Origin of the sequence: Kitasatospora griseola (assembly GCF_014648555.1) — a bacterium.
In the GTDB taxonomy this organism is placed as follows: Bacteria; Actinomycetota; Actinomycetes; order Streptomycetales; family Streptomycetaceae; genus Kitasatospora; species Kitasatospora griseola.
Genome location: NZ_BMRI01000009.1, coordinates 2,547 through 22,075 on the forward strand (window position 1 = coordinate 2,547; position 19,529 = coordinate 22,075).

At 73.4% G+C, this 19,529-nt stretch carries 16 protein-coding genes and 1 pseudogene; 5 read left to right on the forward strand and 12 right to left on the reverse strand.

The genetic code is table 11. The features are described from left to right. Nucleotides 1-791: M48 family metalloprotease (locus IEZ12_RS38350; RefSeq protein ID WP_505744213.1), on the reverse strand; the 791-nt coding region annotated here is incomplete at its 3' end. Between the two features lie 431 nt (nt 792-1,222). Further along, nucleotides 1,223-2,467, reverse strand: a complete 1,245-nt coding sequence (gene purD, locus IEZ12_RS13700; protein ID WP_189272311.1) for a phosphoribosylamine--glycine ligase — start codon at nt 2,465-2,467, stop codon at nt 1,223-1,225. A 415-nt stretch (nt 2,468-2,882) separates the two neighbouring features. On the opposite strand from purD, the gene IEZ12_RS13705 reads away from it, so the two are divergent. After that, nucleotides 2,883-3,668, forward strand: coding sequence for an SLATT domain-containing protein (locus tag IEZ12_RS13705; protein WP_373295471.1), 786 nt, complete (start codon nt 2,883-2,885; stop codon nt 3,666-3,668). 116 nt (nt 3,669-3,784) lie between these two features. On the opposite strand, the gene IEZ12_RS13710 is transcribed toward IEZ12_RS13705, so the two are convergent. The 3 genes from IEZ12_RS13710 to IEZ12_RS13720 all read right to left on the reverse strand — a co-directional run bounded on the left by IEZ12_RS13710 (nt 3,785) and on the right by IEZ12_RS13720 (nt 6,290). Next, on the reverse strand, nt 3,785-4,435 hold the full coding sequence (locus IEZ12_RS13710) for a putative DNA-mimic protein (RefSeq protein ID WP_189272312.1): 651 nt from the start codon (nt 4,433-4,435) through the stop codon (nt 3,785-3,787). A 45-nt stretch (nt 4,436-4,480) separates the two neighbouring features. After that, nucleotides 4,481-5,377 carry a GntR family transcriptional regulator gene (locus tag IEZ12_RS13715; protein WP_189272313.1) on the reverse strand — a complete coding sequence of 299 codons (897 nt, stop codon included), beginning with the start codon at nt 5,375-5,377 and terminating at the stop codon, nt 4,481-4,483. Nucleotides 5,378-5,492: 115 nt separating this feature from the next. Then, nucleotides 5,493-6,290: a carbon-nitrogen family hydrolase gene (locus IEZ12_RS13720; protein WP_189272314.1), complete on the reverse strand. Its 798-nt coding sequence runs from the start codon at nt 6,288-6,290 to the stop codon at nt 5,493-5,495. 159 nt (nt 6,291-6,449) lie between these two features. On the opposite strand from IEZ12_RS13720, the gene IEZ12_RS13725 reads away from it, so the two are divergent. Further along, nucleotides 6,450-7,277: a maleylpyruvate isomerase family mycothiol-dependent enzyme gene (locus IEZ12_RS13725; RefSeq protein WP_189272315.1), complete on the forward strand. Its 828-nt coding sequence runs from the start codon at nt 6,450-6,452 to the stop codon at nt 7,275-7,277. 7 nt (nt 7,278-7,284) lie between these two features. On the opposite strand, the gene IEZ12_RS13730 is transcribed toward IEZ12_RS13725, so the two are convergent. Further along, on the reverse strand, nt 7,285-8,661 hold the full coding sequence (locus IEZ12_RS13730) for an MFS transporter (protein WP_189272316.1): 1,377 nt from the start codon (nt 8,659-8,661) through the stop codon (nt 7,285-7,287). Between the two features lie 79 nt (nt 8,662-8,740). After that, nucleotides 8,741-9,967 carry a M64 family metallopeptidase gene (locus tag IEZ12_RS13735; RefSeq protein WP_189272317.1) on the reverse strand — a complete coding sequence of 409 codons (1,227 nt, stop codon included), beginning with the start codon at nt 9,965-9,967 and terminating at the stop codon, nt 8,741-8,743. A 290-nt stretch (nt 9,968-10,257) separates the two neighbouring features. On the opposite strand from IEZ12_RS13735, the gene IEZ12_RS13740 reads away from it, so the two are divergent. After that, the gene (locus IEZ12_RS13740; RefSeq protein ID WP_052509692.1) at nt 10,258-10,521 is read left to right on the forward strand and encodes a helix-turn-helix domain-containing protein; all 264 of its coding nucleotides are present in this window, start codon (nt 10,258-10,260) and stop codon (nt 10,519-10,521) included. Nucleotides 10,522-10,597: 76 nt separating this feature from the next. On the opposite strand, the gene IEZ12_RS13745 is transcribed toward IEZ12_RS13740, so the two are convergent. Genes IEZ12_RS13745 through pdhA form a run of 3 tightly spaced genes read right to left on the reverse strand, consistent with a single transcriptional unit; the run spans nt 10,598 to nt 14,141 of the window. After that, nucleotides 10,598-12,004 carry a dihydrolipoamide acetyltransferase family protein gene (locus IEZ12_RS13745; protein ID WP_189272318.1) on the reverse strand — a complete coding sequence of 469 codons (1,407 nt, stop codon included), beginning with the start codon at nt 12,002-12,004 and terminating at the stop codon, nt 10,598-10,600. Between the two features lie 14 nt (nt 12,005-12,018). Next, a complete protein-coding gene (locus IEZ12_RS13750; protein ID WP_043915325.1) occupies nt 12,019-12,993 on the reverse strand; it encodes an alpha-ketoacid dehydrogenase subunit beta in 975 nt (324 codons plus the stop codon). Then, entirely contained in the window at nt 12,993-14,141 is a 1,149-nt protein-coding gene (gene pdhA, locus IEZ12_RS13755; RefSeq protein WP_043915326.1) for a pyruvate dehydrogenase (acetyl-transferring) E1 component subunit alpha, read from the reverse strand. The genes IEZ12_RS13750 and pdhA overlap by 1 nt, the downstream gene beginning before the upstream one ends. 312 nt (nt 14,142-14,453) lie before the next feature. Between pdhA and IEZ12_RS13760 the strand changes: the two genes are divergently transcribed. Both IEZ12_RS13760 and IEZ12_RS13765 read left to right on the forward strand, forming a co-directional pair. Then, a complete protein-coding gene (locus IEZ12_RS13760) occupies nt 14,454-15,113 on the forward strand; it encodes a response regulator (protein WP_100590255.1) in 660 nt (219 codons plus the stop codon). 58 nt (nt 15,114-15,171) lie between these two features. Beyond that, nucleotides 15,172-16,260, forward strand: coding sequence for a phosphotransferase enzyme family protein (locus IEZ12_RS13765; RefSeq protein ID WP_189272319.1), 1,089 nt, complete (start codon nt 15,172-15,174; stop codon nt 16,258-16,260). A 17-nt stretch (nt 16,261-16,277) separates the two neighbouring features. On the opposite strand, the gene IEZ12_RS13770 is transcribed toward IEZ12_RS13765, so the two are convergent. Both IEZ12_RS13770 and IEZ12_RS13775 read right to left on the reverse strand, forming a co-directional pair. Further along, nucleotides 16,278-17,930, reverse strand: a complete 1,653-nt coding sequence (locus IEZ12_RS13770; RefSeq protein ID WP_189272320.1) for a protein kinase domain-containing protein — start codon at nt 17,928-17,930, stop codon at nt 16,278-16,280. A gap of 215 nt (nt 17,931-18,145) precedes the next feature. After that, nucleotides 18,146-19,474 (reverse strand): annotated as a pseudogene (locus IEZ12_RS13775) (protein kinase domain-containing protein); the annotation flags it as partial. Between the last annotated feature and the right edge of the window lie 55 nt (nt 19,475-19,529).

Sequence of the window (19,529 nt, forward strand, 5' to 3'; positions counted from 1 at the left end):
CGGGTGAGCAGCCGGTCCCAGCCGGCGTAGGCCAGGCCGACCTGCTCCTGGGCGGCGATCCGCAGCCCGTAGTCGACGGCCTTGGCCTGCTCGGACGCCCACGCGGCCACGGCGTGCTCCAGCTCGGCGGAGTGCTCGCGGCAGGCGCCGAGCAGGCGCCGGTCGATCCGGTCGACCAGCGCGGCCGGGCCGCGCCGCCGGTCGCCGAGCGCGGCGTCCAGGGTGCGCAGCCAGCGGCGGGCGGCGGCGATGTCCGGGTCGGCGGCGGCCGCGGTGCCGGCCACCACCGGGGCCAGCAGGGCGCGCAGCTCGCCGGCCCGCATCCACCACAGGAACGGGGAGCCGATCACCAGCACCGGCGCGCCGGGCACGGCCCGCCGACCGGGGCGGTGCGGCTCCTCCAGCCAGCTGTCGCAGTCGGGGGTGAGCGCGATCGCGGCGGGCGCCGGAACGTCCAGCCGGTCGGCGAGTTCCTCGATCAGGCGGTACAGCTCGGGTGCGTCCGCCCTGGTCAGCGGCACCGCGGGGGTGACCGGCGGGACGGCCCGGCGGTGTGCGCGGGCCACCATCGCGGCCAGCAGCAGCGTCGCCGCGGCGACCGCGCCGACCGCCCAGCGGATGCCGTCCCAGAGCGGGGCGTCCGGTGAACCGGCCGCGCCTATCCGTCCGGTGAACCGCCCGACCAGCAGCACCGCCGCGCAGGCGGCGGGCAGCGCGGCGGCGGCCACGGCCCGTCCGCGAAGACGCAGGACGGCCCGGGCTCGTGCGCGTGCGGTGTCCACTGCAGCCATCGCCGCGGCACCCCCTTCGCAGCCGACTCGACTCGATCAATTCCGGTACGGGAAGCGGCGGGTGCCGAACCCGGTGGTACGACTCGCGTGGCGCTTTCCTGCCAGTCTCGACGCCCCGGTACGGGCGGGTGTTCCGGAACCCCGGGGAGACCACCCGTCCTGGTGACACTGCGGCGGGGCGCGCCACCGCTCCCAGCATCCCCCGGGCGCGTCGTGGCGACGAGCTGCGCCCACGCCGGCGCCCCCGCCCCTGCGCGATGCAGCGCACCCTACGGCGGGGGCTCCGGCCCCGTCAGCAGGATGACCAACAGATCACCCGAAGGACTGTTTTTTCGACGTGCGGCCCACTCCGCCTCCGGCTCCGGAAACGCTGCGGGGCGCTGCGTCCGGACGGGTCGTCCGGGCGCAGCGCCCCGCGGGGGCAGTCCTCTTTACTGTGCGGCCCTGGCCGCGATGTCGGTGCGGTGCTGGGCGCCCTTGAAGGAGATCTTCGACAGGCCCGCGTACGCCTTGGCCCGGGCCTCGGCGAGGTCCGCGCCGGTGGCGGTGACGGACAGCACCCGGCCGCCCGCGGTGAGCACCTCGCCGTCGGCGCCCGACCTGGTGCCGGCGTGCAGCACGAACGCGGTGCCGTCGGCCTCCGCCTCGTCCAGGCCCTCGATCGGGTCGCCGGTGCGCGGGTTCGCGGGGTAGCCCTCGGAGGCCAGCACCACGGTGACCGCGGCGCCCTCGTCCCAGCGCAGCGCCTCCAGCTCGGCCAGCGTGCCGTTGGCGGCGGCGAGCAGCACGCCGGCCAGCGGGGTGCGCAGCCGGGCCAGCACCACCTGGGTCTCCGGGTCGCCGAAGCGCGCGTTGAACTCGATCACCCGGGTGCCGCGCGAGGTCAGCGCCAGACCCGCGTACAGCAGGCCGGAGAACGGGGTGCCGCGGCGGCGCAGCTCGTCGACGGTCGGCTGGAGAACGGTGGCCAGCACTTCTTCGACCAGGCCCTCGGGGGCCCACGGCAGCGGGGTGTAGGCGCCCATGCCACCGGTGTTGGGGCCCTGGTCGCCGTCCAGCGCGCGCTTGAAGTCCTGGGCGGGCACCAGCGGCAGCACCGTGGTGCCGTCGGTGATCGCGAACAGCGACACCTCCGGGCCGTCCAGGTACTCCTCGATCACCACGCGGTCGCAGCCCTTGGCGTGCTCCAGCGCGGCGGCGCGGTCCTCGGTGACCACGACGCCCTTGCCGGCCGCCAGGCCGTCGTCCTTCACCACGTACGGGGCGCCGAACGCGTCCAGCGCCTCGGCGGCCTCCTGCTCGGTGGTGCAGACGTAGGACCGCGCGGTCGGGACGCCGGCCCCGGCCATCACGTCCTTCGCGAAGGCCTTGGAGCCTTCCAGCTGCGCGGCCGCGGCGCTCGGGCCGAACACCGGGATGCCGGCCGCCCGCAGCGGGTCGGCGACACCGGCCACCAGCGGGGCCTCCGGGCCGACCACCACCAGGTCGGCGCCCAGTTCCTGGGCCAGCGCGGTGACCGCGGCGCCGTCCAGCTGGTCGACGGGGTGCAGGGTGGCCACCCGCGCGATCCCGGCGTTGCCCGGGGCGCAGTGCAGCTCGGTGACAGCGGGATCTTGGGACAGGGAGCGGCACAGGGCGTGTTCGCGGGCGCCGCCGCCGATGACGAGGACCTTCACGACCGGCAAGCCTAGTCGGTGGCCCGTTCCGCATCGTCGGCGGCTCCGTACGAAGCTCCAGGTACCGGGCGAATCCGGCAGTCGTTGTTCGTATGAACACACAGGGTTGGCTCGAACAGCTGCGCAGTCACACCGACAGCCCCCGTTCACCTCGCTCGGACGGGTGAAATCCGGCCGGGCAGCACAACCCTCCGACCTCGACATCCGGAGGTGAAATCACATAACGATCACTGCGGAAGCGCCCACACGGTCAGCCATTTGGCGGTAAGAAGTGCTGTTGGACAAGGAACCCGGCCGCATGCCCGGCACGGCACCATGGGCGGCTCCGCCAAGCCCGCACCGCATCGATGTCCGCACCGTCAGTCCCGGTACCCGCCGGGCCTCCGCAGTCACCCCGCCACAGGGAGCGCCACAGGTGAGCCAGCCGGAAATGCAGCCCGAGGAGAGTCCTTGGGGCAAAGAGGTCGCCGACGACGACCAGCCCGCCCCGGGCTCCGGCGGACGGATCCCCACCCGCCGCCGCACCGACCTGAGCGCTCGTCAATTCCCGCTCGGTGACTGGGGCGAGCCCGCCGAACGCCTCGAAGAGCTCTACCGCTGGTCGGAGGAGCGCGCCGTCGAGGCCATCGAGTGGTACCGCCGCGACCGCGTCTGGAAGCGCCGCTGGGCCCGTCTGCTCCGCTTCACCGCCGGCGTCTTCACCGTCGGCGGCGTCGCCGCCCCGATCGTCTCTCTCACCGGCGTCCTCCCGCACGCCCTCGAATGGGGCTACGCCGGTCTCGCGCTCGCCGCCGCCTCGCTCGTCGCCGACCGCGCCTTCGGCCTCACCTCCGGCTGGATGCGCGACGTCTCCACCTCCCAGGCCCTCCAACGCCGCCTGGAGGCCTTCCAGTTCGACTGGGCCTCGGAATGCGTCCGGGAAGTCCTCGGCCCCACCGAAGGCACCGCCGGCGAAGCCGCCGAACGCTGCCTCGGCGTCCTGCGACGCTTCTGCGAGGACGTCTCCGAGATGGTCCGCACCGAGACCTCGGAGTGGATGCTCGAATTCCGCGCCGGCATGACCCAGCTCCCCACCCAGGTCCCGGGCAGCTGGGGCGGCCGCACCGAGATCGGCACCGGCGCCCAGGTCCGCGTCCTCCCCCCGCCGGGCACCCGACCCACCATGCCGCGCCAGCGTCCCCCGGAGGGACCCCTGCGCTAGTCGGCAGGCCGACAGGCGCGAGCGCGAAAGCAGGCGGGCGCGAAACCAGGGGCTCAGGGGTTCCGCCCCCTCGGCTTCGCCCGGGGGTCCCCCCAGCGCCCCGGGTTCGCGCCCGCTTACGCGAAGACGATCATCGAGGCCTGGGCAACGCTCCGCGTCGCCGCCGACCAGAGCCCGGCCCAGGCGTGGCGCTCCCTCGCGAAGGGGTGCTGGAAGTCGTCGATCGGGGGGCCGAAGGGCTGTTCCAGCTGAGTGGGGCCCAGGGGGCGGGTGGGGGCCGGGGGGTTGAGCGGATCGATGCCCAGCAGGGGGGCGACTGCCTCCAGTTCGCGGAGGAGTCCCTGCGAGGAACCCAAGGGGCCGCCCGCGGCGAGGAGTTCGTCGGCGACCAGCGGAACCGGGAAGTCGACCGGGACGTACGCCCCGGCGTGGTCGAAGTGCCAGACCAGGTGCGACTGTTCGGCGGTGGCCTCGAACATCTCCAGCAGCTGTTCGTAGTCGCTGCCGAGCGCGTCCACCGGCGCCACCTCGAAGCCGGTGAGCCCCAACAGGTAGGCGCGGCGCAGGAAGTGGAGCGAGTCGTAGTCGAACGCGGCTATCGTCTCGACGTCCCCGGAGTAGCCGTGGACGTAGGGGTTGACCGGCACGGGCGGCAGCCCGTTCTGGGCGAGTACCCCGTTGTAGCGGTCGAGGTCGTCCCGGAACGGGTTCTCGGGGCTCTGGGTGAGCACGTCCACGAGCGGGACGAGCCAGAGGTCGCAGGCCATGGGCCGGCTCATCCTCTCGGTCGGACGGGGCAATGGGCCCCAACCCTACCGGCCCGCGGCGGGCTCTCCGTGCCCCGGCCGGAACGACCGGGTGTACCGGCCGGACGGGACGAACCTGGGCAGCGGGACCTGCCCCAATCCGACGGTGGGGTGCGGTGGTTGGGCGGGCTCCGGGCCCGCGGCCGGTGGAGCCGACGGCAGGTCGACCGCGGCCGGGTCGCGCAGCAGGCGCAGGACGGAGACTCCGTCGAGCGACCGGTCGAGCAGTCGGGCGAGCAGTTCGATGGTGAACAGGTTGTGGTGGTTGACCAGTCGTCGGGCGCCGTCGTGGTCGCGGGCCTCGATCCGGTCGACGAGTTCGCCGTGCCGGTCCCAGCAGACGCCGGCCAGCCGGTCGACGGCCCGCAGGTGCGGGGCGGCGAACATCCAGGACTGGACGCGCAGCCAGCCGAGGTAGTCGGCGATCCGCTCGTTGCACAGGATGGCCGCGGCCTCCTGCCAGAACCGCAGGTCGCAGCCGACCAGCACGTCGAGGTGGCCGGCCCGGGCGGCCCGGGTGGCGGCCTCGGCGCGGCGGCGCAGCGAGACGGTCCGGGTCCAGTCGTAGGGGTGCTCGCGGTTGCCGAGGTGGCGCAGCGCGTTGTCGGTGAGCAGGGCCCGGGCTTCGAGGATCTCCAGGTAGTCGTCCCAGGTGAATTCGGGGACGGTGAACCCGCGGTGGGGTTCGCTGACCAGCAGGCCCTGGGCGGCGAGGTCGACCAGGGCTTCCCGGGCGGGGGTGGCGGAGACGCCGTAGACGTCGGCGATCTCCTTGACGGTGAAGTTGCGGCCGGCGGGCAGCCGGCCGGCCATCATCTCGTCGCGCAGGGCGTCGGAGATCTGTTCGCGGAGACTGTTGCGCCGGATCAGGGCACGACCGCTCCCGGCTCCTTCATCGGTCATGGCCACCCCCTCCCCGGGTCGTGCCGACCGCGGCCGGACCCAGCTCCCAAAAACGCGCACAGATTACCCCGGAATGGTCAATCCGGACCAAGGTACGGCGATGTGCGGCGAAATGTCAGCGTTGCACGGGTGCCGGGATTCCGAGCAGCCGGTCCCGGTGGACCGGGAACTCGGCGCGGCACTTGGCGACTTCGGCGGGGTCGAACTCGACGGTGAGCACCTGCTCGTCCGGACCGGCCTCGGCGAGCACCCGGCCCCACGGGTCGACGACCAGGCTGCGGCCGGCCTGTTCGACGCCGCCGTGGGTGCCGGCGGTGTTGCAGGCCAGCACGTAGGCCTGTTCCTCGACGGCGCGGGCGCGGGCCAGCAGGTTCCAGTGCTCGGCGCGCCGGGCGGGCCAGGCGGCGGGGATCACCAGCAGTTCGGCGTCGGCGTCCAGCAGGGCCCGGAACAGCTCGGGGAAGCGCAGGTCGTAGCAGGTGGCCAGGCCCAGGGTGGCGAAGCCGGCGTCCGCGGTGACGATCTCCTGGCCGGCGCCCATCACGACGGCCTCGCCAGTGTCGAAGCCGAAGCGGTGGATCTTGCGGTAGGTGCGGACCAGTTCGCCGTCGGGGGCGAACAGCAGCGAGGTGTTGTAGATCGGCCCGTCGGGGTCGCGTTCGACGATCGAGCCGGCGTGCAGCCAGCAGCCGACCGCCCGGGCGGCGGCGGACATCGTCTCGGCGGTGGGCCCGTCGAGCGGTTCGGCGCCGTCGGACCAGGCGTCGTAGGCGAAGCCGCCGACCGGCCACAGCTCGGGCAGCACCACCAGGTCGGCGCCGTCCTGGGCGCGGACCAGCGCCGCGGCCCTGGCCCGCCGTTCGGCGGCCGGCTCGGCGTCCGAGACCGCGAGTTGGATCAATGAAGCGCGCACAGTACCACCGTCCACGACAAGAGTCCTACGATCGTCACCCGAAAGCGCTGCCCTGCTCTCACCCGGCAGCGTAACGTGCCGTATGCGCGTCCGTGCGAAGGTCTCGGCAGCCCGGGCGACGTGGGACGACGCAAGCCGACGGAGGGGCCGGAGATACCAGTGGCGGACAACCAGACCGTGCAGGCGTACACCGATGCGTGGACGCAGTCGATCGAGTCGATATCCGAGCTGCTCGCCCCGCTGCCGACCGACGCGTGGAACCGGGCCACCGAGTGCCCCGGCTGGTCGGTGCGCGACGTGGTGTCGCACATCATCGGCGTCGAGTCGGAGATGCTCGGCGACCCCCGGCCGATCCACGCGCTGCCGCGCGACCTGCGGCACGTCACCGACGACTTCACCCGGTACATGGAACTGCCGGTGGACAAGCGCCGCTGCTGGACGCCGGTGGAGATCACCAGCGAGCTGGAGTACACGGTGATCCGCCGCTCGCGGGCGCTGCGCAACTCCCGCCACCAGCCGGAGGACCTGGTGCGCTGGCCGGGCGGGCCGCTGGCCCGGGACCTCCCCTACGCCGCGGTGCTGCGGATGCGCGCCTTCGACGTGTGGGTGCACGAGCAGGACCTGCGCCGCGCCCTGCAGGAGCCCGGCAACCTGGACTCCCCGGCGGCCGTGCTGACGCGCGACCTGCTGATCGAGACGCTGCCGAAGCAGGTCGCCAAGGAGGCGGGCGCGCCGATCGGCAGCACGGTGGTGTTCGACGTGGCGGGTGCGCTGCCGTTCCAGCGCACCGTGCGGGTCGGCGCGCACGGCCGGGGCAGCGTGGACGAGTCGGTGGAGCCGGCCCCGGACGTGCGGCTGGCGATGGACTGGCAGACCTTCGTGCGGCTGTGCTGCGGCCGGGTCCGCCCGGAGACGGCGCTGGTGAACGTGATCGGCGACCAGGAGCTGGGCCTGCGGGTGCTCGCCCATCTGGCGAGCACCCCCTGATCCGCCCTCAGGCCGCGGCCAGCTTGCGCCGCAGCCGCAGGATCATCGTCGTTCCGAGCAGCAGCGGCAGCAGTTGGAAGCAGAACGCCAGCTGGTAGGCGTGCGCGTCATAGCCGCTGCTGCCCGGGTCGGCCAGCGCGTCCAGCAGGACGCCGATGCCCAGCAGGGTGATCATCGAGCCGATGAAACCGCCCATGTTGGCGATCCCGGACGCGGTGCCCATCCGCTCGGCCGGATTGTGGGCGCGGGCGTAGTCGAGGCCGATCAGCGAGGCAGGACCGTTGCTGCCCATCACCAGGATCAGCACCACCAGCAGCCACAGCGGCGGCCGGCCGTGCGGCCAGGCCAGCGTGACGGTCCAGCAGAGCGCGGTGGCGCCCAGCACGGTGAAGGCGACCGGCAGCCGTAGCGCGGCCGAGCGGGAGATCAACCGGCCGAACAGCAGGCCGAACGCCATGCTGCTGAGCACCAGCAGGCTGAGCAGACCGCCCGCGCCGGCCCGGGACATGCCCTGGCCCTCGACCAGGTAGGGCAGCCCCCACAGCAGGCCGAACGCGGACGCCGGGAACGCCGTGGTGAAGTGCACCCACAGGCCGAGCCGGGTGCCGGGCTCGGCCCAGGCGGCCCGGATCAGCCGCCCGACCGGCAGCCGGGCGCCTCCCTGCGGCGCGGGGGCGGGCGCACCGGGAGGGGCCTCCCGCAGCAGCGCCAGCACGGCGACGAAGATCGGCACGCCGGTGAGCGCGATGACGCCGAAGGTGGTGCTCCACCCGGCGGTGTGCAGGGCCTGCGCGAGGACGACGGTGCTGACCAGGTTGCCACCGGTGCCGACCAGGCCGGTGAGCTGGGCGACGAACGGGTTGCGGGCGGCCGGGAACCAGCGGGCGGCGATCCGCAGCACGCTGATGAAGGTCATCGCGTCGCCGCAGCCGAGCACCGCACGGGAGGCCAGCGCGGGCGCGAACGCGGTGGAGAACGCGAAGGCCAGCTGGCCGGCGCTCATCAGGGCCACGCCGAGCAGCAGCACCCGGCGCGGGCCGATCCGGTCGACCAGCAGGCCCACCGGGATCTGCATCCCGGCGTACACCAGGACCTGCAGGATGGAGAAGGTGGACAGGGCGGAGGCGCCGATGCCGAACCGGGCGGAGGCGTCCAGGCCGGCCACGCCGAGGCTGGTGCGGTGCACCACGGCGAGGACGTAGACGCTGACGCCGACCGACCAGGCGAACCAGGCGGCGCGCCCGCCGGGCGGGTGCAGGACGGCGGCGGGGAATCCGGTGGCCGGGGAGGCGCCGGCCGGGGAGGCGCCGGCCGGGGGGTCGCCGGCGCGGCGGGGAGCGGGTACGGACAGGGACGGTGCGGTGGGGACGGGGTCCACGCTCATAGTGCAATCAGGCTAGTCATCCCATCACCTGATGTTTTCGTCAGGGTGCGAAACGACTCAAAACCGCCGCGGCCACCGCTCAGCCGGAGACCGTCCAGCTCACCGTGCTGGTCATGTACTGCGTGCGGAACTCCTCGTCGCGCACCCAGTCGGTGGTGTCCTGGACCGTCGCGGTGACGGTGTGCCGGTGGCCCGGCGACAGCGCGAGCACGGCAGTGTCCAGCCAGGTCCCGTCCGCGGTGCCGGCGTCCACCGGCTTCCCGTCCAGCGACCAGGCGATCTGCAGCTGGCGCGGGCCGGTCAGGGCCAGCGGCCGCACGTGCAGCTTGGGTCGGCCGGTCACCTGCCCGGGGGCGGGCTCGGGGGCGTCGGCGGGCTTCACCCGGCGGTACAGCTGCTCGACGATCGCCTCCCGGGACGGCAGGTTGTACACCCCGCCGAGGCTGCGCATCACCGAGTCCTCGGTCGGCCGGTACAGCCCGTTCGCGCTGCGGTAGGCGCCCACCGGGCCGCCGCCGTCCGGGGAGACCGCCCCCAGCCAGCGCCACCACTTGGTCCGGTCGTGCGCCATCTCCTCGGCGTCCACCAGGGACAGGTTCGGGTAGTCCGGGTCGCTCGGGGCGCTGTCGTACTCGTCGCCCAGCGCGCCGACGGTGTGCCCCATCTCGTGCTGGATGATCCGCCCGGCGTCCGGACTGCCGCCGGCCAGCGTGGTCACCCCGGTGCCGCCGGCCCCGCCGTACTCGGTCGAGTTGGCCAGCGCTATCAGGTACTGCGGGCCCTCGCCCTGGCCGGCCCAGCGGGCGGTGGCGTCCTCGTCCGCGCACAGCAGGCGGGCGGTGCCCTCGCACCAGAAGTGCATGCCCAGCGGGGTGACGGGGACCTTCCCGGCGCTCTCGCTCTCGGCTATCCCGGACACCGGGGAGACCACGTCGACCCGCCGTATGTTGAAGAACCCCTGGTAGGTGCGGAACGGCTCGATGTCCAGCAGCGCGTGCCAGGCCCGGTCCGCCTGGTCGTGGAACAGCTGCTGCTGGGCCGCCGTGTAGCCGTCGCCCAGCAGCACCAGGGTGATCCGGTTGGCCGGGTCGCCGGACAGCCGCAGGTCCACGGCGGGCGCGCCGGGGGCCCGCAGGTCGGGCCGGGCGGCGGGCGGCGCGGCCCGGTCCGGACCCGGCAGCGGCGGGCCTATCGCGGTGGACGGCGCGGGCGAGGCCAGTTCCACCGCGGCGGGCAGCACGGCGGCGGCGACCAGCAGCACGGCGGCCGCGGAACGCATCACGGGGCCGGGGGCACCAGGCGGCATACGCGGGAATCCTCGCTGCGACGACACCCGGCCTGACTGCGCGGGTGGCTGGTCGCACAGACGTACCCGTCCCGACCGCGGGCCCGGCGGGGTCGGCCCGAAATGCCCTCGGGCGGAGCAATGCGGACCTCCGCCCCCGGTGCCGCGAAAATCACCGGGGAATCACCGGAGGAGAACGATTGGAGCAGCCAATTCCGCGTGGCCGCAGCGCAGTTGGAAACGGCGAACGGGCCGCCGCCCGGCGGGATACCCTGCCGTCCGGGAACCACCCGGGGGGAAAGGCGGCGGACATGGAGAACGGGCCGGACACGGACCCGCGCAGGGCATTCGGACAGGCCCTGCGGACACTTCGGCAGGGGGCCCGGCTGACCCAGCAGGAGCTGGCCGTCAAGGCGGGCCTGGGCATCCGCACCCTGTCGGACCTGGAGCGCGGCACGGCCGGGCCGCGCCCGGCCACCGCGGCGCTGCTGGTCGGCGCGCTCGGCCTGGACCGCTCCGACAGCGAGGCCTTCCGCACCCTGGCGCACGCCGCCTGGCGGGCCGCCCGGGGCTGAGGCCCCGTCCGACGGGCCCGGAACGCGCCGGGCCCCGCTCCGCGGAACGGAGCGGGGCCCGGGCGGCCGGGGCGGATCAGCCCCAGGTGATCAGGCGCTTCGGGTACTCCAGGATCGCGGCGACGTCCGCCAGCACCTTGGAGCCGAGCTCGCCGTCCACCAGCCGGTGGTCGAAGGACAGCGCCAGCGTGGTGACCTGGCGCGGCACCACCTTGCCCTTGTGCACCCACGGCAGCTCCCGCACCGCGCCGAAGGCCAGGATGGCGGCCTCGCCGGGGTTGAGGATCGGGGTGCCGGTGTCGACGCCGAACACGCCGACGTTGGTGATGGTGACGCTGCCGCCGGACATGTCGGCCGGGGAGGTCTTGCCCTGCCGCGCGGTCTCCACCAGCTCGCCGAGCGAGACGGCCAGCTGGGAGAGGGTCTTGGCGCCGGCGTCCTTGATGTTCGGGACGATCAGCCCGCGCGGGGTGGCCGCGGCGATGCCGAGGTTCACCGCGCCCCTGATCACGATCTCCTGGGCGGCCTCGTCCCAGCTGGCGTTGACCTCCGGGTGCCGCTTGATCGCGGTGAGCAGCGCCTTGGCGACCAGCAGCAGCGGGCTGACCCGCACCCCGGCGCCCAGTTCGCCGCTCTCCTTGAGCTTGCGCACCAGCTTCATCGTCCGGGTCACGTCGACCTGGACGAACTCGGTGACGTGCGGCGCGGTGAACGCCGAGGCCACCATCGCCTGCGCGGTGGCCTTGCGGACGCCCTTGACCGGCACCCGGACGTCCCCGGCCGCGGTCGGCACCGGCAGCGCGGGCTGCTCGGCCGCCGACGGGGCGGCCTGCGGGGCGACCGGCGCGGCGGCCGGTTCGACGACCGGCGCGGCGGCGGTGGCCGCGGCGTGCACGTCCTCGCGGGTGATCACGCCGTTCGGGCCGGTCGGCCGCACGGTGCGCAGGTCGATGCCGAGGTCCTTGGCGAGCTTGCGCACCGGCGGCTTGGCCAGCGGGCGCTCGCCCTCCGCGACGACCGGGGCGACCGGAGCAGCGGGAGCCACCGGCGCGGCGGACACGACGGGGGCCGCCGGCGCGGCGGCGGCACCGTTGGTGCGGCGGGCCCGGCGCTGCACCGAGCCGGTGCGCGGGCCGTAGCCGACCAGCACCTCGCGGCGCTCGGGCTCGGCCTCCACCGCCTCCGCGACCGCGGCCGGCGCGGGCGCCGCCTCGGCCGGGGCGGCGCCGGCGACGGCCACCGCGATGATCGCGGTGCCGACGTCGACGGTGGCGCCCGCCGGGAAGTGCAGCGACTCGACCACGCCGGTGAACGGGATCGGCAGCTCGACCGCGGCCTTGGCGGTCTCCACCTCGCAGACGACCTGCCCGTCGGTGACGGTGTCGCCCGGCTTGACGTACCAGGTGAGGATCTCGGCCTCGGTGAGGCCCTCGCCCACGTCGGGCATCTTGAACTCGCGGAGCGAGCGAACGTCAGTGGTCATCTTCGCCCCTCGGTTCAGTACGCGAGCGCGCGGTCGACGGCGTCGAGCACACGGTCGAGATCGGGCAGGTAGGTCTCCTCGACCCGCGACGGCGGGTACGGGGCGTGGTAGCCGCCGACCCGCAGGATCGGCGCCTCCAGGTGGTAGAAGCAGCGCTCGGTGAGCCGGGCGGCGAGCTCCGCGCCCAGGCCGAGGAAGACCGGGGCCTCGTGGACCACGATGCCGCGGCCGGTGCGCTTGAGGGACTCCTCCAGGGTGGGGAAGTCGATCGGCGACAGCGAGCGCAGGTCGACCACCTCCAGCTGGCGGCCGTCCTCCTCGGCGGCCTTCGCCGCCTCCTGGCAGACCTTGACCATCGGCCCGTACGCGATCAGCGTGGCGTCGGTGCCGGGCCGGACGATGCGCGCCGAGTGCAGCGGCAGCATCGGGTCCTCGCCGACCTCGCCCTTGTCCCAGTAGCGGCGCTTGGGCTCCAGGAAGACCACCGGGTCGTCCGACTCGATGGCCTGGCGCAGCATCCAGTGCGCGTCGTGCGCGTTGGACGGGCTGACCACCCGCAGACCGGCGGTGTGCGCGAAGTACGCCTCGTGCGACTCGCTGTGGTGCTCCACCGCGCCGATGCCGCCGCCGAACGGGATGCGGACGGTGACCGGCATCTTGACGTGGCCGAGCGCGCGGGCGTGCATCTTGGCGAGCTGGGAGACGATCTGGTCGAAGGCCGGGTACACGAAGCCGTCGAACTGGATCTCCACCACCGGGCGGTAGCCGCGCAGCGCGAGGCCGATGGCGGTGCCCACGATGCCGGACTCGGCGAGCGGGGTGTCGATCACCCGGTCGTCGCCGAAGTCCTTCTGCAGGCCGTCGGTGATCCGGAAGACGCCGCCGAGCTTGCCGATGTCCTCGCCCATCAGGACGGTCTTCGGGTCGCTCTCCAGCGACTTGCGGAGCGCGTCGTTGAGCGCCTTGGCAATGCTGAGCTGACCGGCCATCAGTGGTGCTCCCCACCCTCGAAGGAGGCGGCGTACGCCTCGTACTCGGCGCGTTCCTCGTCCACCAGCGGGTGCTGCTCGGTGTAGACGTGGTCGAAGATCAGGGTCGGGTCCGGGTCGGGCATCGAGCGGACGCCCTCACGGACGCGCAGGCCCAGCTTCTCGCTCTCGGCCTCGACCTCGGCGAAGAACGCCTCGTCTGCGAGGCCCTCCTTCTCCAGGTGGGCCTTCAGCCGCAGGATCGGGTCCTTGGCCTTCCAGGCCTCGGTCTCCTCGTTCTGCCGGTAGCGGGTCGGGTCGTCGGAGGTGGTGTGCGCGCCCATCCGGTAGGTGAACGCCTCGACCAGCACCGGGCCCTGGCCGGTGCGGGCGTGGTCCAGCGCCCAGCGGGTGACCGCGAGGCAGGCCAGCACGTCGTTGCCGTCGACCCGGACGCCGGGGAAGCCGAAGCCGGAGGCGCGGCGGTACAGCGGGATGCGGGTCTGGACCGTGGTGGGCTCGGAGATCGCCCACTGGTTGTTCTGGCAGAAGAACACCACCGGCGAGTTGTAGACCGAGGCGAAGGTGAAGGCCTCGTTGACGTCGCCCTGGCTGGAGGCACCGTCGCCGAAGTAGGCGATCACCGCGTCGTCCGCGCCGTCCTTGGTGATGCCCATCGCGTAGCCGGTGGCGTGCAGGGTCTGCGCGCCGATCACGATGGTGTAGAGGTGGAAGTTCTTCTCGTTCGGGTCCCAGCCGCCGTTGTTCACGCCGCGGAACATGCCGAGCAGGTTCAGCGGGTCGACGTCGCGGCACCAGGCCACGCCGTGCTCACGGTAGGTGGGGAAGGCGTAGTCGCCGGGGCGCATCGCCCGGCCGGAGCCGACCTGCGCCGCCTCCTGGCCCAGCAGCGAGGCCCACAGGCCGAGCTCGCCCTGCCGCTGCAGTGAGGTGGCCTCGGCGTCGAAACGCCGCACCAGTACCAGGTCCCGGTAGAGCGCCCGCAGCTCCTCGGGTGTCACGGTGAGCGGGTAGTCCGGGTGCTCGACCCGGTCGCCCTCCGGTGTGAGCAGCTGGACGAGCTCCGGTGCGGCGGAGCCGGCACTGGTTTTGTCAGGGACGCCGGGGGCGGCCTTCTTGCGCGCCCTCGCCGTGCTTTTGACGGTCACGTTCACTCCCTCGGTCTGTCCGGCCGCCCGGGGTCGCCGGTGGCCGGTCCGGTCGCCCTCCCGGCTCGCGCGCGTGGGTGTGCGCGCCAGTGCGGGTGGGCGGTGTTCCCTTTCCGACGGCGTCCCTCACGAGAACGTTACCCAGCGGCACCCCTTGGCGCTCTTGCGCTAGGACGTCCTAGTTGTTCTCCGGTACGGGAAACCGACGGTGTGACGCGGCTTACCTTCCGGTCAGGACACCAGCGCACGGTATCCGGGCAGCGGCCGCTGCGAAAGGGGGTAACGCCCATCGATTTGTGCGAGGCTTTGCAAATGACAGATAACGGACATATCCGGGTGTTTCTCCTCGATGATCACGAAGTGGTCCGACGGGGCGTGCACGACCTGCTCGCCACGGAGGGCGACATCGAGGTGGTCGGCGAGGCCGGCACGGCCGCCGAGGCGCTCAACCGGATTCCGGTGGTCCACCCCGACGTGGCGGTCCTGGACGTCCGACTTCCCGACGGGAACGGGGTCGAGGTCTGCCGGGAGATCCGCTCCCGGTACCCGTCGGTGAAATGCCTGATGCTCACCTCCTTCTCCGACGACGAGGCGCTGTTCGACTCGATCATGGCGGGCGCCTCCGGATATGTCCTGAAAGCGATCCGCGGCACCGACCTGCTGTCCGCGGTGCGCGACGTCGCGGCCGGCAAATCCCTGCTCGACCCGGTCGCCACCAGCCGGGTGCTGGCCCGGCTGCGCGAGGGCGGCGAGAAGGAGGACGAGCGAATCGCGCAGTTGACGAAACAGGAGCGCCGCATCCTCGATCTGATCGGCGAGGGGATGACGAATCGGCAGATCGGCAATGAGCTGCACCTGGCCGAGAAAACCGTAAAAAACTACGTCAGCAGCCTGCTGGCCAAGATGGGCATGGAGCGCCGCACCCAGGTCGCCGCGTACGTGGCGCGCCGTCAGGCGGACCAGCAGCACTGAGATCACATCGAACACGCTGTGTCAAGTCGCTATCACGCCGAGTAATACGCTCTGCTCCGTGACGTACGGTCAGACCATCTCCCTCGCGCCGGCCCGCCCGGACGCCACTGCTCCCCCCATCGGCACTCTCAGCCCCCCGGTCGCGCACGCCGCCGTGGCCGGAGTCCTGCGTTCCTACCGCACCGCGCCGCCCGGCGCGGTGGTGCCGGTGGCCGAAGGACTGCTCAACCGCGGCTACCGGATCGCCACCGCCGACGGCGCCGCGTACTTCCTGAAGTGCTACGTCGACCGGGCCACCGCCAACCGGCCGGCGATTCTCGGCCAGCACCGCGCCACCGCCGCGCTGGCCGCCCGCGGCCTGCCGGTGCCGCCGCCGCTCGCCAACCGGGACGGCCGGACGGTCACCGCGTACGGCGGCCGGCTGTTCGCGCTCTACCCGTGGGTGCCCGGCAACCACCGGCACGGCACCGAGCTCGACCCCGTCCGGTGCGGCGAACTCGGCAGCCTGCTGGGAGCACTGCACGGCGCACTCCGCGAAGTCTGCGCCCCGCTGCGGCAGCCGGACGCGGTGCTCAGCGCCGAGGTCGAGGAGACCGAGCGGCTCGTCCTGGAGCTGCGCGAGCTGGCCCGGGCGCACCGCCCCTACGGGCCGTTCGACCGGCTCGCCGAGCAGCGCCTGACCGAACGGCTGGAACTGCTCGCCGCGCACCGCCACCGCCGCCCCGGCCCGGCCGACGCACCGCCCACCGGCTGGACGCACGGCGACTTCCACAGCCTGAACGTGCTCTACCGGGGCGATGCCGTCAGCGCCGTCCTGGACTGGGACAAGCTCGCCCCGCACCCGGTCGCCGAGGAGGCGGTGCGGGCCGCCACGCTGCTGTTCAACGACCGCGCCACCGGCGTCCTCGACCTGGTCCGGGTCCGGCACTGGGCCCGCGCCTACCGGGCCACCGGCGCCGCGAACGCCGAACAGGTCGCCGCCGCGGTGCACCGGGTGTGGTGGGAGCGGCTGAACGACCTGTGGATGCTGCAGTGGCACTACCAGCGCCGCGACCACCGGGCCGACCCGCTGTTCGCGGCCTCCGCCGGGCAGCTCACCTGGTGGTGCCAGGACTACGAGCAGGTCATGGACGCGTTCGCCAACTGACCTGCCCGCAGCCGCCGTCAGCCGGTGCCGACCGCCGGCAGCTGCACCGTCCCGTTGCTGGGCGTCGGCTTGGACGTGGTGCCCGAGCTCGGGCCGGCCGACGGCGTGGTCTTGTCGCCGGTCGGGCTGGCCGGGGCCGAGGGCTTCGCCGAGTGCGAGGGGCTGGCCGAGGCGGACGCCGACGCGCTGGCCGAGGCGGAGGCGCTCGGCGACGGCGACCAGCTCGGCGTCTCCTGCTGGTGGCCGGTGCCCTGGCTGCGGGTCGGCGGGGCGCTGGTGGGCCGCTCCGTCTGCTCGTCGACGGACGGGCTGCCACTGGAGTGGACCGGCGTGTTGGTGGCCGGCGTCTTGTGCGTGTTGTCCTGGTTGGCGGTCAGCGCCAGCGCCACCCCGACGGTGGCGGCCAGCACCAGGGCCACCGCGCCCAGCACCCAGCCCCAGGGATTGCGGCGCGGCCGCTCCTGCGGGTCCTCGCCGTCGCCGCCGCCGCTGCCACCGCCGTTGCCGCCGCCGACGCCCGGGTAGGGGCGCGCGGGCGTCTGGTACGCCGAGGCCATCGGGTACGGCAGGGCCTCGGTCCGGGCGGCGTCGTCGCCGACCATGTCGAGCGGCTCGGTGGTCGCCGCGGCGCCGATCGCCGGGTGGTCCCAGCCGCCGGCCGCGGCGCCCGCCGCCAGGCCCGCGCCGGCCGCACCGTGCAGCTGGCGCAGCGCGTGCTGGACGTGCGCCCGGAACTCGTCGGCGCTCTGGAACCGGTCGTCCGGGTTCTTCTCCAGCGCCCGCAGCACCAGCGCGTCCAACTGCGGCGGCACCCGGTCGTTCACCCGGGACGGCGGCACCGGCGCGTCCTGGACGTGCTGGTACACCACCGCCAGCGGGGTCTCGCCGACGAACGGCGGCCGCAGGGTGAGCAGTTCGTAGAGCATGCAGCCGGCCGCGTACAGGTCGGAGCGGTGGTCGACGGCCTTGCCGAGGGCCTGCTCCGGCGACAGGTACTGCGGGGTACCCATCACCATGCCGGTCTGCGTCATGGTGGTGGCCGCGCCGGTCAGCGCCCGGGCGATGCCGAAGTCCATCACCTTGACCGCGCCGCCGTTGGTGATGATGACGTTGGCGGGCTTGATGTCCCGGTGCACGATCCCGTGCTGGTGGCTGTAGGCCAGTGCCTCCAGCACGCCGGCGGTGATGATCAGCGCCTGGTCGACCGGCGGCGCCTCCTCGTCCACCAGCAGCTCGCGCACCGTCCGGCCCTCGACGAGCTCCATCACGATGTACGGGGTGGACTCCCCGCCCTGCTGCTCCTCGCCGGTGTCGTAGACCGCCACGATCGAGTGGTGGTTGAGCGCGGCGACCGAGTGTGCCTCGCGGGTGAAGCGCAGCCGGGCGGTGTCGTCCTCGGCGAGTTCGGAGCGCAGCAGCTTGACCGCCACGGTGCGGCCCAGCCGGAGGTCCTGGGCGGCGAACACCTCGGCCATGCCGCCGCGGCCCAGCCGCCCGGTCAGCCGGTAGCGGCCGTCCCCGACGGTGGGGAAGGGAACCGCGCTGCCCCGACCCGGAGTTGCCGCCCCGACCGGGAGCACCTCGGTCGGTCCGGTGACCTCGTCGGTCCGGCCGTCGTCCTCGTCCCGCTGGTCCGCCCGGCCGTCGTCCGGTCGTTCGCTCTGACCCATCGCTCCTCGCCCCGGGCACTCGCTCGGCGCGCGTTCGCCCTGTCGGTTCCGTCCTCAGCACGCTACCGTCTCGCGCCCGCCGACGTGGCACGGGACGGCGTGCGCGGGGCTCACATCGGGCTCTGCGAGCCTGCTCCGAGGCCGAGTTCGGGCACGGAGCGGGTCTGGGCTCAGTACGTGGACGTGCCCGTGGTCGAACCGGCCACCGCAATTGCCACGATGATGATCGCAAGTACGATCACGCCGACGATCACACCGACCACGATCAGTGCGGTCGAACAGCCGTTGCTGTTGTTCGCCGGCGGCGGGTACGCCATCGGCATCGGCCCCGTCATCGGGCCGGGCATCGGGCCGGGCATCGGCGGGCCGGGCATCGGCTGCTGCGGGAACGGCTGCGGGGTGCCCTGCGGGAAGCCCTGCTGGAACTGCGGCTGCGGGAACGGCTGCGGCGTCTGCGGCGGCTTCGCGAACTGCGGCGGCGCCTGCGGGAACGGCGCCGGGGTCTGCGCGTACGGCGGCGGGGTCTGCGGCCCGGGCGCCGGCCGGTACGGCTGCGGCGGCGGGGTGGCGCCGCCCACCGGCGGGAAGTTGGTCAGCGACGGCGCGGCGTGCACCGAGCGCGGCCCCTCGCCGATCACCAGCGGGGTGGACGCCTGCAGCGGCGTGTTGCCCTGTTCGCCCGCCGCGACCCGCTCCACCTCCTCGCGCATCGCCTCCGCCGTCGGGAACCGGTGCGCCGGGTCCTTGCGCAGCGCCTGCGCGACCAGCGCGTCCACCGTAGGCGTGACCGCGCCGTTCAGCGTGGACGGCGCCGGCGGGGTCTCCTGCACGTGCTTGTACGCGATCGAGAACGCCGAGTCGCCGTCGAACGGCAGCTGCCCGCTGAGCAGTTCGAACAGCATGCAGCCCACCGAGTACAGGTCGGACCGGGCGTCGACGCTCTTGCCGAGCGCCTGCTCCGGCGACAGGTACTGCGGGGTGCCGACCACCATGCCGGTCTGCGTCATCGACGTCACCCCGGACTGCAGGGCCCGGGCGATGCCGAAGTCCATCACCTTGACGACGCCCTTGGTGGACACCATCACGTTCGCCGGCTTGATGTCGCGGTGCACCAGCCCCTGGTCGTGCGAGGCCTCCAGCGCCGACAGCACCGCCGCGGTGATCTTCAGCGCCTGCTCGGTCGGCATCGCGCCGCGAGTGGTCACCTGCTCGTCCAGCACGTCCTTCAGCGAACGGCCCTCGACGAACTCCATGACGATGTACGGCGTCGCCGTCCCGTCCGGCCCGACGTCCTCACCGGAGTCGAACACCGAGACGATGTTGGTGTGCTGGAGCCGGGCCACCGCCTGCGCCTCGCGCCGGAACCGCTCCTTGAACGAGGCCTCCCGGCCCAGTTCGGTGTGCAGCGTCTTCACCGCGACCTGACGGTCCAGCACCGTGTCGTACGCGAGGTGGACGGCCGCCATGCCGCCCTGCCCGAGCAGCCGCTGCAGCACGTACCTGCCGTGGCCGAGCGAGTGGCCCTCGGTGGTGCCCTCTGTCATGGTCCCAGCTCCCCCTCGGCACGCGGTACTTCCGGACTGGGGCCAGGGTAGCGGT